The organism is Pseudomonas sp. 30_B (genome assembly GCF_017491605.1).
Classification (GTDB): domain Bacteria; phylum Pseudomonadota; class Gammaproteobacteria; order Pseudomonadales; family Pseudomonadaceae; genus Pseudomonas.
The window spans coordinates 162,011-177,444 of the sequence record NZ_JAFGYY010000004.1; the positions used below are offsets into that span (position 1 = coordinate 162,011).

Annotated in this window: 11 protein-coding genes; 7 read left to right on the plus strand and 4 right to left on the minus strand. The window is 65.7% G+C overall.

All coding sequences use genetic code 11. The features are described 5' to 3' along the window. Together J5M67_RS05885 and J5M67_RS05890 are read right to left on the minus strand one after the other, a co-directional pair. A partial coding sequence (locus J5M67_RS05885; protein WP_207884386.1) for a VCBS domain-containing protein occupies positions 1-1,181 on the minus strand: 1,181 nt, incomplete at its 3' end. 547 nt (positions 1,182-1,728) lie between these two features. Beyond that, positions 1,729-2,757 carry an AraC family transcriptional regulator gene (locus J5M67_RS05890; protein WP_207884387.1) on the minus strand — a complete coding sequence of 343 codons (1,029 nt, stop codon included), beginning with the start codon at positions 2,755-2,757 and terminating at the stop codon, positions 1,729-1,731. A gap of 128 nt (positions 2,758-2,885) precedes the next feature. On the opposite strand from J5M67_RS05890, the gene J5M67_RS05895 reads away from it, so the two are divergent. From J5M67_RS05895 to J5M67_RS05920, 6 genes are all read left to right on the plus strand, one after another. Continuing rightward, a complete protein-coding gene (locus J5M67_RS05895) occupies positions 2,886-4,481 on the plus strand; it encodes an FAD-binding oxidoreductase (RefSeq protein ID WP_207884388.1) in 1,596 nt (531 codons plus the stop codon). Between the two features lie 4 nt (positions 4,482-4,485). Then, entirely contained in the window at positions 4,486-6,069 is a 1,584-nt protein-coding gene (locus J5M67_RS05900) for a glycerol-3-phosphate dehydrogenase/oxidase (RefSeq protein ID WP_207884389.1), read from the plus strand. A 34-nt stretch (positions 6,070-6,103) separates the two neighbouring features. Then, positions 6,104-7,663 (plus strand): FGGY-family carbohydrate kinase, encoded by a 1,560-nt coding sequence (locus tag J5M67_RS05905; protein ID WP_207884390.1) that lies wholly within the window; start codon positions 6,104-6,106, stop codon positions 7,661-7,663. Positions 7,664-7,744: 81 nt separating this feature from the next. Continuing rightward, entirely contained in the window at positions 7,745-8,653 is a 909-nt protein-coding gene (yegS, locus tag J5M67_RS05910) for a lipid kinase YegS (RefSeq protein ID WP_207884391.1), read from the plus strand. Positions 8,654-8,766: 113 nt separating this feature from the next. Next, positions 8,767-9,696, plus strand: a complete 930-nt coding sequence (locus J5M67_RS05915; RefSeq protein WP_207884392.1) for a chemotaxis protein CheV — start codon at positions 8,767-8,769, stop codon at positions 9,694-9,696. Between the two features lie 212 nt (positions 9,697-9,908). Further along, complete coding sequence (locus J5M67_RS05920) at positions 9,909-10,718, plus strand: MOSC domain-containing protein (RefSeq protein ID WP_207884393.1); 810 nt, start codon at positions 9,909-9,911, stop codon at positions 10,716-10,718. A 235-nt stretch (positions 10,719-10,953) separates the two neighbouring features. On the opposite strand, the gene J5M67_RS05925 is transcribed toward J5M67_RS05920, so the two are convergent. Further along, positions 10,954-11,334, minus strand: a complete 381-nt coding sequence (locus J5M67_RS05925; protein ID WP_207884394.1) for a lysozyme inhibitor LprI family protein — start codon at positions 11,332-11,334, stop codon at positions 10,954-10,956. 61 nt (positions 11,335-11,395) lie between these two features. Then, a complete protein-coding gene (locus J5M67_RS05930) occupies positions 11,396-13,321 on the minus strand; it encodes a transglycosylase SLT domain-containing protein (protein ID WP_207884395.1) in 1,926 nt (641 codons plus the stop codon). Positions 13,322-13,506: 185 nt separating this feature from the next. On the opposite strand from J5M67_RS05930, the gene J5M67_RS05935 reads away from it, so the two are divergent. After that, positions 13,507-15,423 carry an ATP-binding cassette domain-containing protein gene (locus J5M67_RS05935; protein WP_207884396.1) on the plus strand — a complete coding sequence of 639 codons (1,917 nt, stop codon included), beginning with the start codon at positions 13,507-13,509 and terminating at the stop codon, positions 15,421-15,423. The last annotated feature ends 11 nt before the right edge of the window (positions 15,424-15,434 follow it).

The following is a 15,434-nucleotide window of genomic DNA, read 5'->3' on the forward strand; positions in this document are numbered from 1 at the left end:
ACAGGGGTCTTGGTATCGGTCGCGCCTGAGCCGTCGGTCACCTTGAGCGTGAAGCTTTCGCTGTTGTCTTCCTTGAGCGCCTCGATGGCGTTGTCGTTGGGGACGTACTCATAGGCGCCGCTGTTAGCCAGATACAACGTGCCGAAGTTGCCGACCAGTTTTTGCTGGTAGTTGGTTCCATTGATATCGAAGGACCCGCTGGTCGTACCGGCACTGTCGATCGTATAGGCCTTGCTATCGCCGGCATCACGGTCTGCCGTGGTCAGTTGGCCGGTCACGCTGGTGAAGGTGTTGTCGACCGAGGTGTCGATATAGGTCTTGGCGGTCAGGTTTGCGCTGAGCTCGGGCGTGTCGTTGACGCCCTTCAGGCTGATGCTGATGGTCTGGGTGGCGCTGTCGGCCGTGCCGTCGGTTGCGCTGACCGTGAAGTCCACGGCCTGGGTGATCTTCAGGCCCTCCACCGCCGCATCGTTGGCGACGAACTTGTAGGCGCCGCTCGTGGTGTTCAGGTAGAAGGTGCCGTAGGCCGAACCCTTCTGCACGTCGAAGCCCAGGCTATCCCCCGTCCCGCTCGCGGCGACGGAGCCCGCTAGCTTGTAGCTCACCGTATTGCCGTCGGAATCGCTGCCGTGCAGGGTGCCGGTCACAGGGGCATAGGTGTCGTCGCCCGCCGTATCGGTCACCGTGCCGTTGCTGACGGTGTCCAGAGTCGGCGCATGGTTGACGCTGGTGATCAGCGTGCCGCTGGTGTCGACGTACTTGCCTTCGCCGCTGATCGAGCTGTCGCTGGTGACTCGCACACCAATGGTCAGGAGCGTCGGGTTGCTCGCTAGCAGCGCGGTGATGGCCGTCGGCAGGTCGAGCGTCGTCGCCGAGAATGACATCGACTCGCCGGCGGTGAGGAAGCTCACCTTGTTCACACCCGCCGACCCGAGCCCGGTGCTGGAAACCTTGTAGACGTCGTCCCAGGTAATGCCGGTGCCATTCATGTTGAGGCTGTTGTCGGACTTGGCCAGGGTGACCGTTCCTTCAACGAGCTTGTCGCCATCGGAGAACCAGAGCGCATTGAGGTCCAGATACCCGGTTGTACAGGTCACCGTGAAGGTGCCGGCACTGTTGTAGACGACCTTGAACTGCAAACCGGACGCGGCAGAACCGAAGTCCCACTGATATTCGCTCATGATCCTTCCCTCACATCAAAGCTGAAATGCCTCGGACAACCTCTGTTTTGGAGCTCGCGGCCAATTAATCCCTGATTTGGGATCCTGCGGATTCGGGGTGGGGGAGTCTTTCGAACCGCCAAGAGGGGGGCTGCAAGCGTAGTGAGTGCCGACGTCGGTGCAGGTCGATTCTTCGTCGTCCCGGAAAACTGCGCACTTTACGGTGGCAACGCTTATCGAAACCTCCCATCCATGCATCCGTCAGGTCATTGGTTTTTTGATTCTCCGCTCGGTACCAAACCCGCTCAGGTGCATGGAGCACTCGACGCAACCGATATAAGGAATACGGGCCCGATAACGCGGCTGCATACCTTTACGTTGCTTTGGCTTTACACCCGATTCAGGTTTGTACTGCCCTTGGACGGTAGCTCAATGCCATTAAAGTGTTCGTCGGTTCGACAGGGAATTGACGAAATGCAGGAGTTAATCCGATGAGTGGCGAAAAGCGTCAATATCCAAGCGTCAGCCGCAAGGGCGAATAGGTTGGCCGCAATGAAAAACGCCAGTCTCAGACCGGCGTTTTCTTTTGTTGCTGGCGGTATTCGCCGGGTGTCTGGTCGGTCCAGGCCTTGAAGCTGCGGTGGAATGAGCGCGACTCGGTGAAGCCCAGGTACTGGGCAATGTCCTGGATGGGCAAATCACTGTGCACCAGATAATGCTCGGCCAGTTCCTGGCGCAGTTCGTCGAGGATCTGCTGGTAGCTGGTGCCGGCCTGTTGCAGGTGGCGCTGCAGGGTGCGCACGGTCATCTCGAAGCGCTCGGCGACGCGCTCCTTGCGCGGCAGGCCGTCCTTGAGCAGCAGGCGCAGCGCGTTCTTCACCCGTAGCGGCAGCGGCTCGTCGTCGTCCAGTTCGGCCATCAGCGCCAGGGCGTGTTCTTCCAGGGTACGCAGCAGGTTGGCGTCGGCCTGGCGCAGCGGGTAGGCCAGCAGCGGCAACGGCACCAGCAGGGCACTGAAGCATTGTTCGAAGCGCACCGGGCAGCCGAACAGCTGCTCGTACTCGGCCAGCGTGGTGCCCTCGGGTTGTGCGTGCTGGAACCAGACTTCCTTCGGCGAGCCCTGTGTGTCGGCGATCCAGCGGGCGTACAGCAACCAGGAGGCCAGCACGTTCTCCACCATGTGCCGGCGGATCGGTGCTGCGTCGTGGCGGCAATTCCAGATCAGCTTCACATGGTCGTCCGCCGGCTCCAGCGCACTGGTGCCCATGTCGCCCACCAGTTTCTCGTACGGAATGATCCGGCCCATGGCTTCGCCGAGATTGGCGCAGTTCATGGTGATGTAGCCGAGTACGCTCCAGGAGCCGGGCTGGACGAAGCGCGCCGAATGCAGCCCGAACAGCGGGTCGCCGGAGTGTGTGCAGAGATACTGCAGCAGGCGCTCATGGGCCTCGCTGGGCAGGCGCTGGCTGTTGTCGCTCAGTTGCGAGCGTTCGAGGCCCGCGGCCTGCAAGGCAGCGTCCAGGTCCATGCCGAGGGATTCGGCGTGGCGCAGGTATTTCAGCAGGGCGGGGACTGAGGTGTAGCCGAGGGAATGCATGGCGCTCGTTCTTGTTCTGGTGTCTCGATCGGCAACTGCGCCTGTCTTGATCCGACAGTGACAGGGCAGGGCGGCTGGCTAGTATAGGCAGCCATCAGGCGCTATCGAAACAGTAAAAAGGAGCGGGCATGCGACGCTGGAACGGCTGGGGTGAGGAAACGACGGTAGTGGAACTGCCCGAGAACGGGCGCGGTTTTCTCGCCGAACTGGTTGGCGCTGGCCAGCCATTGCCGGATGCCTCGCTGGAGAGCGTGCTGGCGAAAGTACCGGCTTCGCGTCTGCCGGAGCATCCGCTGGTGGTGCGTGATGCCCGTGACCGCCTGCTGCATGCCCGTGGCCAGAGCCTGCCGGACTGGCTGGCGATGCGCGAAGGCGAATTCGGCGTGTTCCCCGATGGCGTCGCCTACCCGCAGACCGCCGAGCAGATCCGCGAGCTGCTGAAGTTCGCCGAGCTCTGGGATTGCCTGGTGATCCCCTACGGCGGCGGCACCTCGGTGGCCGGCCACATCAATCCGCCAGCGTCCGACAAGGCGGTGCTCACCGTTTCCCTGGAACACATGAACCGCCTGCTGGAGCTGGACGAGCAGAGCCTGATCGCCACCTTCGGCCCCGGCGCCAATGGCCCGCAGGTAGAAAGCCAGTTGCGCGCCCGTGGCTATACCCTCGGACACTTCCCGCAGTCGTGGGAACTCTCCACCCTCGGCGGCTGGGTTGTCAGTCGCTCCAGCGGCCAGCAGTCGCTGCGCTACGGACGCATTGAGCAGCTGTTCGCCGGCGGTTCGCTGGAGACCTTCGCTGGCACCCTGGAGATTCCGACCTTCCCGGCCTCCTCGGCAGGGCCTGATCTGCGCGAGGTGGTGATGGGCTCCGAAGGGCGCTTCGGTATCCTCTCCTCGGTGAAGGTACGTGTTACTCGCATCGCCGAGGACGAGCGTTTCTATGCCGTGTTCCTGCCGTCCTGGGAGCAGGCGCTGGAAGGTATCCGCACGCTGGTGCAGGCGCGGGTTCCGCTGTCGATGCTGCGCCTGTCCAACGCCATCGAGACCCAGACCCAGCTCGCGCTCGCCGGCCACCCCGGGCAGATCGCCTGGTTGGAGCGCTACCTGAAGCTGCGCGGCGCGGCGGAGGGCAAGTGCATGCTGACCTTCGGCGTCACCGGCGACCGGGCGCAGAACGCCACCTCGCTGCGTGCCGCGCGACGCCTGCTCAAGGGATTTGGTGGCGTGTTCACCGGCACCCTGCTGGGCAAGAAGTGGGCGCAGAACCGCTTCCGCTTCCCCTACCTGCGCGAGGCGCTGTGGGAGAACGGCTACGTGGTGGACACCCTGGAAACCGCCACCGACTGGTCCAACGTCGACAACCTGCTGAATCGCATCGAAGCCAGCCTGCGCGACGGCCTGGCTGCCGAGAGCGAGCGGGTGCACGTGTTCACCCACCTCTCCCACGTCTATGGCGAAGGGTCGAGCATCTATACCACCTACGTGTTCCGCCCGGCAGGCAGCTACGCGCAGACCCATGAGCGCTGGCGCAAGCTCAAGCACGCGGCGAGCCAGGCCATCGTGCAGAACCGCGGCACCATCAGCCACCAGCACGGCGTGGGCAAGGATCACGCGCCCTACCTGCCGGTGGAGAAGGGCCCGCTGGGCATGGCGGCGATCAAGGCGCTGGCCGGGCATTTCGACCCGTCCGGCCGGATGAACCCCGGCACCCTGCTGCAGGACTGACGGCATGTCCGCCTGGAACGCAGCCTGGCGTGAAAAGGCGCTGTCTGAGCTGGCGACACGCGACTGGGACATGATCGTGGTCGGTGGCGGCATCAGTGGCGCCGGCATCCTGAGGGAGGCCGCGCGGCGCGGCTGGAGCTGCCTGCTGATCGAGCAGCGCGACTTCGCCTGGGGCACTTCCAGTCGCTCGTCGAAGATGGTCCATGGTGGCTTGCGCTACATCGCCAAGGGCCAGTTCGGCCTGACCCGCGACTCGGTGCGCGAACGCCAGCGTCTGCTCGGCGAAGCGCCGGGGCTGGTCGATCCGTTGAGCTTCATCATGCCGCACTACCGGGGCGGCTTCCCCGGCCCGCGGGTGTTCGGCACGCTGCTGTCGCTGTACGACGCCCTGGCCGGGCGGAGCAATCATCTGTTCTACCGGCTCGAAGAGCTGCGTTACCTGGCGCCGGGCCTGAAGGAAGATCGTCTGTTGGGAGGCACCCGTTTCCAGGATGCGGTGACCGACGATGCGCGCCTGGTGATGCGCGTGATCGCTGAGGCGCGGGCTGAAGGTGCCGAGGCGCTGAACGGCCTGAAGGTGATCGAACTGGAACGCCGCGATGGCCGCGTGCAGGGACTGCTCGCCGAGGACCGCGAGAGCGGCCGGCGCTTTGGCTTCCGCAGCCGCGCCGTGGCGTTGGCCACCGGCGCCTGGGCCGATGCGCTGCGGCAGAAGCAGGGCAGCGAACACATCCGTCCGCTGCGCGGCAGCCACCTGTTGTTGCCGGCCTGGCGCTTGCCGGTGGCCCATGCCTTCAGCTTCATGCATGGCCAGGACAAGCGCCCGGTATTCGTCTTCCCCTGGGAGGGCGCGACGGTGGTTGGCACGACCGACCTCGATCACCGTGACAGCCTGGATGACGACGCGGCCATCAGTCGCGAAGAGCTGGACTACCTGCTGGCCGCCTGTGCCCAGCAGTTTCCGTCCGCCCGGATTACTGCCGACGACGTGCGCTCCACCTGGGCCGGCGTGCGCCCGGTGGTCAGCGATGGCGCCCCGACGCTCAAACCCTCGGACGAGAAGCGCGAGCATGCGCTGTGGTCCGAGCCCGGCTGCGTGACCCTGGCCGGCGGCAAGCTCACGACCTTCCGTCTGTTGGCGCTGGAGGTGCTGGAGGCCTGCGCGCCGATGTTGGAACGGCCGCTGGAAGCCGCGGGAGAGAGCGTCTTCAGCACCGGCGCCGCCGTGGTATTGCCGGGCCTGACACCGACCCAACGGCGCCGCCTGAGCGGCCGCCATGGACGTGCGTTGCCGGAGCTTGCACGCCTGCTGAAAAGCGTAGGCACCGGACGCATCGGCGACACCGACTGCCTCTGGGCCGAACTGGCCTGGGCGGCGGAGGGGGAAATGGTGCTGCACCTGGACGACCTGTTGCTGCGCCGCACCCGTATCGGCCTGCTGCTGGCCGACGGCGCCACCGCCGAGCTGCCGAAGGTCCGTGCACTGTGCCAGCCGCGCCTGGGTTGGGACGATGCCCGCTGGAAGCAGGAAGAACAGGATTACCTGGCGCTCTGGCGGCGTTGCTACAGCCTGCCGGACCCGCGCTGAGCGGGCGCCTGTCAAGAACAAGAAGGATCGCACCTTGAGCGAACAGAACTACCTGCTGGCCATCGACAACGGCACCCAGAGCGTGCGCGCACTGCTTTTCGACCTGGAGGGAAACCTTGTCGGCAAGGGCAAGGTGGAGCTGGAGGCCTATTTCTCCGACCACCCCGGCTGGGCCGAGCAGCACCCGGACTATTACTGGGAACAACTGGGCGAGGCGTGCAAGCGTCTGTGGGCCAGTGTGGACATCGATCGCAGCCGCATCCGTGGCGTGTCGCTCACCACCCAGCGTGGCACGGTGATCCACGTCGATGAAGCGGGGCAGGCCCTGCGCCCGGCGATCATCTGGCTGGACCAGCGCCGCGCCGAGCTGGGCGAGTCGATCAAGGGCCCCTGGGGATGGCTGTTCAAGCTGGTGGGGGCGCAGGGTGCGGTGGACTACTTCCGCACCCAGGCCGAAGTGAACTGGGTGGCCCAGCAGCAGCCGGACATCCACCGCCGCACCCACAAGGTGCTGCTGCTCTCCGGCTTCCTCACCCAGCGCCTGAGCGGGCGCTACGTGGATTCGGTGGCGTGCAGCGTCGCCTACCTGCCATTCGACTACAAGAAACTGCAATGGGCCGCGCCGCGCGACTGGAAGTGGCAGGCGCTGGACGTGCGCCGCGAGCAACTGCCGGAGCTGCTCAAACCCGGCGAGCGGCTGGGCGAGATCAGCGCCGAAGCGAGCCGTCACACGGGGATTCCCGAGGGCCTGCCGCTGATCGCCGCGGGCGCGGACAAGGCCTGCGAAGTGCTGGGCGCCGGCGCCATCGATCCGACCGTGGCCTGCCTGTCCTATGGCACCACGGCGACCATCAACACCACGCGCTCGCGCTACCTGGAAACCATTCCGCTGATCCCGCCGTACCCGGCGGCGATCCCCGACCACTTCAACACCGAGGTGATGATCTACCGGGGTTTCTGGATGGTCAGCTGGTTCAAGCGCGAGTTCGGCCTGCGCGAAATGCAGCGCGCCGCCGAGCTGGGCGTCGAGCCGGAGAAACTGTTCGACGAGCTGGTGAACAGCGTGCCCGCCGGCTCCATGGGCCTGATGCTGCAACCCTACTGGACCCCCGGCATCCGTGAGCCGGGGCTGGAGGCCAAGGGCTCGATCATCGGCTTCGGCGACGTGCATACCCGTGCGCACATCTACCGCGCCATCCTCGAAGGCCTGGCCTATGCGTTGCGCCAGGGCAAGGAGCGCATCGAGAAGCGCTCCGGCACCCGCATCCAGCGCCTGCGCGTGGCCGGTGGCGGCTCGCAGAGCGATGCGGCGATGCAGCTCACCGCCGATATCTTCGGTCTGCCGGCGGAGCGCCCGCACGTCTACGAGGCGTCCGGCCTGGGTGCGGCCATCGACTGCGCGTTGGGGCTCGGACTCTACCCGGACTTTGCCAGCGCCATCGCCGCCATGACCCGCGTGGGCGAGGTCTTCCAGCCGCGTCCCGAGGCGCAGCGCACCTACGAGCGGCTGTACAACGAGGTCTACCAGCGCATGTACAAGCAGCTCAAGCCGCTGTACCAGAGCATCCGCGAGATCACCGGTTATCCGGCATGAACCGGCTGGATTAAGGTTGGCGCAAGCACTGTCCGCTACTCTGGGGTCACAGTTACGGGAATTATCGGGAGACCGCCGACCATGACGAAACCCAGGGCCATGCTGATCCTGCATGGCAAGCAGGCAACCAATGACGCGGTGCGCGAGGCGGTGAAGACCACGCGCCGGGCCGGGCGCAAGCTGGATGTGCGGGTGACCTGGGAGGGTGGAGACGCCCGGCGTCTGGTCCAGGAAGCATTGGCAGCCGGTTACACGACCATAGTCGCCGGCGGGGGAGACGGTACCGTACGCGACGTGGCCGAAGCGCTGGTCCAGTGCGAGGGACGGGCCAGCCTGGCGATCCTGCCGCTGGGCACCGCCAACGATTTCGCCCGCGCCGCCGGGGTACCGCTGGAGCCGGCGGCCGCGCTGGCGCTGCTGGAAATCCCGCCGCGCCCGGTTGATATCGGTGAGATGGACGGCCATCTGTTCCTCAACATGGCCACCGGCGGCTTCGGCTCGAAGGTCACCGCCAACACGCCCGAGGAGTTGAAGAAGCTGCTGGGCGGCGCCGCCTACCTGCTGACCGGCCTGACGCGTTTCTCCGAGGTGCACACCGCACGCGGGAGCTTCCGTGGGCCGGGCTTCCACTGGGAAGGTGAGTTTCTCGCCCTGGGCATCGGCAACGGCCGGCAGGCCGGTGGCGGACATGCGCTGTGTCCAGAAGCGTGGGTGGATGACGGGCTGCTGGACGTCAGCATCCTGCCGGCGCCGCAGGACATGGTCGACGCACTGGGCGCCCTGCTCGGCAGCGGACTGGGCGGCCAGGAAGTGTTCGTCCGCGCGCGCCTGCCCTGGCTGGAAGTGGATGCCGCCGAGGGGCTGGACGTAAACCTCGACGGTGAGCCGCTTGGAGGACGACACCTGCGCTTCGCGGTGCGGCCGAACGCGCTGTCCATGCACCTGCCAGAGGACTCTGCGCTGCTGGCCAAGGCGCTGCCGCCCCGCTGAAGCGTACTGGTAGCCTGTGAGGGAGTCGGGCATGATGGCTCTGAGCCATTATCCTGGATCGGGATAACTGGCCGATAGCCTTTCGCACGATCCCTTTCGAAGCAGGAGCAGGCATGGCCGGTATTCTCGACAGCGTCGATTCACGCACCCAGCTGGTGGGACAGAACCGCCTGGAAATCCTCGTCTTCCGCCTGGCCGGACGGCAGCAGTTCGCGATCAACGTATTCAAGGTGCAGGAAGTCCTGCAGCTGCCGCGCCTGACCCTGATCCCGCAGCGCCACCCGATGATCTGCGGGGTGATCAACCTGCGCGGCCAGACCTTGCCGGTGATTGACCTGTCCCGCGCCATCGGCATGCGCGCGCTGACTCCGGATGCGAACAGCACCATCATCGTCACCGAGTACAACCGCTCGGTGCAGGCCTTCCTGGTCGGCGGGGTGGAGCGCATTCTCAACCTCAACTGGGAGGCCGTGCAGCCGCCACCCGGTGGCGCCGGGCGACAGCACTACCTCACCGCGATCACCAAGGTGGACGACCGCCTGGTGGAGATCATCGACGTGGAAAAGGTGCTGGCCGAGATCGTGCCGATGAACACTCGTGTATCTGCCGATCGCCTGGATAACGATCTGCTCGAACGCACCCGTGGTCGCGAAGTGCTGGTGGTGGATGACTCCAGCGTGGCCATTACCCAGTTGCGCGACACCCTGACCCAGCTCGGCCTGCGCCTGCACGTGGCAACCGATGGCCTGCGTGCGCTGCAGCAGCTCAAGCGCTGGGCGGACGAGGGGCATGACATGGAGGAGAAGCTGCTGATGGTCTTCACCGATGCCGAGATGCCCGAGATGGACGGCTACCGGCTGACCACGGAGATCCGCAACGACCCGCGCCTGCGGGACCTCTACGTGGTACTGCACACCTCGCTGTCGGGCAGCTTCAACGACGCCATGGTGAAGAAGGTCGGCTGCGACGACTTCCTCTCCAAGTTCCAGCCGGATCAACTGGTGGAGGTGATCCGCCGCCGGGTGCAGAAAGTCCCCGCCTGACGTCGATCCTCCCTGTAGGAGCGGGCCATGCCCGCGATCGCGCCCATGGGGCGCTCCTACAGGGCGTAGGAGCGGACCTTGTCCGCGAAGTCCCGCCGGGTAGCTCCACTGCAACAGGAGCGCACCTGCCGCGCCTCCTTCCCCAACGCCATTGCTAGACGCCTGTCCCACCCCGTATAAGGTCGCTTTCGCCCACGTGAAAGGACGCCCCGATGTACAGCCTCAGCGAACTCTACCGCTACCCGGTCAAATCCACCGCCAACGAACCCCTGCAGTCGATCCGCCTGGACGCGCTGGGGCTGGAAGGTGACCGCCGCTGGATGGTGGTCGAAGCCGCCAATGGTCGCTTCCTGACCCAGCGCCTGCTGCCGCAGATGGGGCGCATCGAGGCGCGCTGGCAGGATGACTTCCGGGCGCTGTGCTTGCGCGCGCCGGGCATGGATGACTTGCTGGTGGACGTTCCGGGCCGCGACGCCAATCTGCGTGGCGTGGTCATCTGGCGCGACATGCTGCAGGTGCCGGATGCCGGCGATGCCGCCGCCCAGTGGCTGAGCACCTTCCTCGGTCGTGACGTGCGCCTGGTGCAGATGCCCGAGCAACGGGCGCGGCAGGTGGATACTGCCTATGCCGAGCCGGGCGAGCAGGTGCATTTCGCCGATGGTTTCCCGCTGCTGCTGATCGGCCAGGGTTCGCTGGACGATCTTTCCGCGAAGGTCGGTCGCCCGCTGGAAATGCTGCGCTTCCGTCCGAACCTGGTAGTGGCCGGTGCCGAGCCGTTTGCCGAGGACAGCTGGAAACGCATCCGCATTGGCGACGTCACCTTCAAGGTGGCCAAGCCTTGTGCGCGCTGCATTCTCACCACCATTGACCCACACACCGGCGAGCGCGATGCCAACCGTGAACCGCTGGCGACTCTGCTGGGTTACCGCAACGTCAATGGCGAGGCGCTGTTCGGCCAGAACCTGATTGCCCTGAATGGCGGCGAGCTGCGCGTGGGCATGGATGTGGAAGTTCTGGAGTAGGGCCAAGGCCAATCGGCGTACAACGCGGACGTCGTACGTCCTTGCTGCCAATACCGGGGTGGGCACCTTTTGTAGGAGCGAGCTTGCTCGCGAACCGCCCAACGCCAGAGCTGCCGGTGGGTTTGTTCGCGAGCAAGCTCGCTCCTACAGATAGCCTGCAACCGTTTGCGGCTGCTGGCCGTCGGACCGACGCCTTTGGCCACACCATCGTCAGGCGTGGCCAACGGCTCTCGTCTTACAGCTTGGCCTCGACGCAACCGGTGCTCTGGCACTCGCGCTCCCGCTCGCGCAGCACATCCAGGCGTTCGTTGGTCTTGTCCACCGCGCACTGCAGGTTCACGAAGTAGCCGTCGTCGCGCTCGTAGCTGCACTGTGCATCACGGTCCTTGATCCAGGCGATCTGGCTCTTCTTCAGCGCGGCCTTTTGGCCATCGTTGAGCAGTTTGCGCAGGGTGCCGAATTCCTGGTTCAGCTCGCGGTCGACCTGGGCGTACTCGGTGCTCAGGCAGTACACGCTGTCGAAGGCGTTGCGCGGCTTCTCGCAGGCGGCCATCGCCAGGTTGGCGCCCAGCAGGCCGGCGGCGAGGGCGGTGAAAGACAGGACGGTCTTGCGCATGGGAATTTCCTTTTCCTTGAGGGGATGAAAACCGCCCGGCGGGTGCCGGGCGGGGAGTGGATCAGAGTTCGTCGAAGAAGCGCTCGTGCCAGTCGACGATGGGCTGCGGGGCGTTGAGCTTCTGCCCGTAGATCACCGCGTAGGACAGCACGTTCTGCACGTAGGTGCGGGTCTCGTCGAACGGGATGGTCTCTACCCAGACGTCGAAGGCCAGGTGGCGCGCGTCCTTCAGCCACTGGCGCACGCGTCCGGGGCCGGCGTTGTAGGCCGCGGTGGCCAATACGCGGTTGCCGTTGAACTGGGCGTGCACCTGGCTGAGGTAGGCGGCGCCGAGCTGGATGTTCACGTCCGGCAGGATCAGCTGTTGCGGCGAGGCCAGCGGGATGCCGAAGCGCTTCGCGGTTTCCTTGGCGGTGCCCGGCATCAGCTGCATCAGGCCGGTGGCACCGACGCCCGAGCGCGCATCGGACATGAAGGCGCTCTCCTGGCGGGTGATGGCGAACACCCAGCTCGAATGCAGGCCGCGATTGCGCGCCTCGCGCACCAGGGTGTTGCGGTGCGCCATGGGGAAACGGATGTCCAGGTCGTCCCAGTACTTGGCCTGGCTGATCGCGCGGATCGCCGGGAAGTACCACTGCATGTCATAGGCAATCTTCGCCTGGGCCAGCAGCTCGTCGTGGCTCAGGTGGCGGGCGGCGTGGTACCACTCGCGACGGGCGTTGATGATCTCGCCACGGGCATAGAACTCCAGGGCGCGGCGCGTGCACGGGGCGTTGCGCACGCGCAGCAGGGTGCCGGCATCGGGTGAGACGGGGCGGTTGTTCAGGTGGTAGGGCGCATTGATCCGGTCGGCGGCGAGGAAGCCGTAGAAGTCGCGCTCATCGGCCACCGGCTTGTACAGGCTGATGGCCTGTTGGTTCTGCGGCTGCGCCAGTTGCAGGGCACGTGCCTTCCAGTACTTCCAGCGGTTGGTGTCGGCCAGTTCTGGCGGCAGCGCACGGGTCAGCTCGTAGGCGTCTTCCCAGCGGCCCAGGCGCAGCAGCAGGCGCAGGCGCCATTCGGTGACGGTGTTGTCGCGCAGTTGCGGGTCGTACTTCTCCATCAGCGGCAAGGCGCGCGAGTCGTAGCTGCGCGCCAGGCTCAGGCCGATCTCGCGGGCGATGGAAACTTTCTCGTCACTGGAGAAGGGCAGTACTGAGCTGTAGTAGTCGAGCAGGCCGATGGCCTTTTCCGGGTCTTGCTTGGCTAGGCGGCGCAGACCCAGGCCAACCACGTCGGCGGTGGCATGGTCACGGGCCGTGAAGCGCGTGGTCTGGCTGACCTGGGAGGGGGTCTGCGCCACGCTGACCATCAGCGCGCCCTGGCTGCCCAGGGTCGGCAGGCGTTTCGACAGGGTGGTCGCCAGGCCATAGTTGCGGGCCTCGGCGGCGAGCTTCAGGCGCTTCCAGACCTTCTCTTCGGTGAGCTGCCCGTCGGCCTGCCACAGGGCGAAGGTGGTGTCGCAGGCGTCGGGCTGCGGCTTGCCCACCAGCCAGAGTTTTTCCGCGGTGGCGTAGCCTTCGGCCTTGTCTCCATGGCTGAGCTGGTACTGGCCGTAGAGGCAATCCAGCTCGGTGAAATTCATCTTCGGATCGTAATAGGTGACGAAGGTGGGCCAGTCGCCGCGGTCGGCCAATTGGCGCATCCAGCGCAGTTTCAGCCAGTTGATCTGCGGCAGGTCGCCGTGCTCGCTGATGAAGCGTTCGATCTCGGCGTTGCTGGCGCTTTTCAGACGGTTGGTCAGCTCGTCATAGGCCAGGTAGGGTTCCAGCGGATAATCGGCGAGCGCCGACTGGTAGCGGAAGTAGGGGCCGCTGTCGTTGCGGGCGAGGGCTTTTTGCGCCTCGTCGTACATCTGGCGCTGCTGGGACAGGGACGCTGCGTTGGCCGTGTGGGCGGACAGGCTGAGGACGAAACAGGACAACAGTGTGAAAAGACGACCGCGCATGGCACTTCCGTGATGATGATCGGAGGGCGGGCGAAGGCTCGCGCCGCTGCCGGTAGCTTAGCCGTTGCGCCGGGGTGGTGAAAGCGCCATCCAAGGCTGCTGAGCGGCAGTCGATGATTGCGCGCAACCCTCTGACTTTTCCGCGCTTTCCCGTAAACTGCGCGCCCTGCTTGTGGAGATGCCCCATGACCCTGCTGAAGTTCACCGATGTGTCCCTTGCCTTTGGCACTACGCCCTTGTTGGACAAGGTGTCCTGGCAGATCGCCCGGGGCGAGCGGGTCTGCGTCATCGGCCGCAATGGCACCGGCAAGTCGAGCATGCTCAAGCTGGTCAAGGGCGAGCAGAAGCCCGACGACGGCGATATCTGGCGCGCGCCATCCCTGAAGATCGGCGAGCTGCCCCAGGAACTGCCGCGCGCCGACGACCGCACCGTCTATGACGTGGTCGCCGAAGGCCTCGCCGAAGTCGGCGAGCTGCTGGCGCGCTATCACCACCTGAGCCTGCACATCGAGAACGAGGACGACCTGGCCAAGCTCGCCCGCGTCCAGCAGGAACTGGAAGCCCGCGATGGCTGGCGCCTGGGGCAACTGGTAGATACCACCCTGAGCCGCCTGCAACTGCCGGCCGACAAGACGCTCGCCGAGCTCTCCGGTGGCTGGCGCCGCCGTGTGCTGCTGGCCCAGGCACTGGTCGCCGAACCCGACCTGCTGCTGCTGGACGAGCCGACCAACCACCTGGACATCGGCGCCATCGCCTGGCTGGAAAACGCCCTGGCCGACTTCCCCGGCGCCGTGCTGTTCATCACCCACGACCGTGCCTTCCTGCAGGCCGTGGCCACCCGCATCCTTGAACTGGATCGCGGCCACCTGATCGACTGGAACGGCGACTACGCCAGCTTCCTCGTGCATAAAGAGCAGGAACTGGCGGCGGAAGAGGCCGCCAACGCGCTGTTCGACAAACGCCTGGCCCAGGAAGAAGTGTGGATTCGCCAGGGCATCAAGGCCCGCCGTACCCGTAACGAAGGCCGCGTGCGCGCGCTCAAGGCGATGCGCAACGAGCGCGCCGAACGCCGCGAGCGCCAGGGCAAGGCCAGCTTCCAGCTGGAGACGGCGGAGAAGTCCGGCAAGCAGGTGATCGTCGTCGAGAATGCCGGCTTCGCTCATCCGGGCGGCCCGACGCTGATCCGTGATTTCTCCCTGGTGCTGCAGCGTGGCGACCGCATCGGCCTGCTGGGTGCCAACGGCACCGGCAAGACCACACTGCTCAAGCTGCTGCTGGGCGACCTGCAGCCGACCTCCGGCACCGTCAAGGAAGGTACCCGACTGGAAGTGGCCTATTTCGACCAGTTGCGTCACCAGCTGGAGCCGGAAAAGACCGTCATCGACAACATTTCCGAAGGTCGCGAATTCATCACCATCAATGGGCAGAACCGCCACGTACTCAGCTACCTGGGCGACTTCCTGTTCTCCCCGCAACGCGCCCGTACCCCGGTGAAAGCGCTGTCCGGTGGCGAACGGGCACGCCTGTTGCTGGCGAAGCTGTTCAGCAAGCCGGCCAACCTGCTGGTGCTGGACGAACCGACCAACGACCTGGACGTGGAAACCCTGGAACTGCTGGAAGAGGTGCTGCTGACCTTCGACGGCACCGTGCTGATGGTCAGCCACGACCGGGCCTTCCTCGACAACGTGGTGACCAGCACCCTGGTGTTCGAAGGCGAAGGGCGCGTGCGCGAATTCGTCGGTGGCTACCAGGACTGGCTGCGCCAGGGCGGCTCGCCCAAATTACTGGGCGTGGGTGAGGAGAAGGGCGACAAGCCCGCTGCCGAACCTGCCCCGGTGCAACCGGCAGCGGCAGCCAGCGCCACGGCGGAAGCCGCCGCGCCGAAGAAAAAACTGAGCTACAAGCTGCAGCGCGAGCTGGAAGCCATCCCCGGGCAGATTGACGCCCTGGAGGCCGAAATGGCCGCGCTGCAGGAAGAAACCGCGTCGCCGGACTTCTACCAGCGCCCGCAGGGTGAAACCCAGGCTGCCCTGGCGCGCCTGAGCTCCCTGCAGGAAGAGCTGGACCGGTTGATCGAGCGCTGGGCCGAACTGGAGGAGTGATCCGTTCGGTC

What these genes read in the sequence shown, in the direction of transcription:
- yegS (WP_207884391.1), top strand. Translation starts at nt 7,745, where the DNA reads ATGACGAAACCCAGGGCCATGCTGATCCTGCATGGCAAGCAGGCAACC.
- J5M67_RS05935 (WP_207884396.1), top strand. Translation starts at nt 13,507, where the DNA reads ATGACCCTGCTGAAGTTCACCGATGTGTCCCTTGCCTTTGGCACTACG.
- J5M67_RS05930 (WP_207884395.1), bottom strand. Translation starts at nt 13,321, where the DNA reads ATGCGCGGTCGTCTTTTCACACTGTTGTCCTGTTTCGTCCTCAGCCTG.
- J5M67_RS05900 (WP_207884389.1), top strand. Translation starts at nt 4,486, where the DNA reads ATGTCCGCCTGGAACGCAGCCTGGCGTGAAAAGGCGCTGTCTGAGCTG.
- J5M67_RS05895 (WP_207884388.1), top strand. Translation starts at nt 2,886, where the DNA reads ATGCGACGCTGGAACGGCTGGGGTGAGGAAACGACGGTAGTGGAACTG.
- J5M67_RS05920 (WP_207884393.1), top strand. Translation starts at nt 9,909, where the DNA reads ATGTACAGCCTCAGCGAACTCTACCGCTACCCGGTCAAATCCACCGCC.
- J5M67_RS05925 (WP_207884394.1), bottom strand. Translation starts at nt 11,334, where the DNA reads ATGCGCAAGACCGTCCTGTCTTTCACCGCCCTCGCCGCCGGCCTGCTG.
- J5M67_RS05915 (WP_207884392.1), top strand. Translation starts at nt 8,767, where the DNA reads ATGGCCGGTATTCTCGACAGCGTCGATTCACGCACCCAGCTGGTGGGA.
- J5M67_RS05890 (WP_207884387.1), bottom strand. Translation starts at nt 2,757, where the DNA reads ATGCATTCCCTCGGCTACACCTCAGTCCCCGCCCTGCTGAAATACCTG.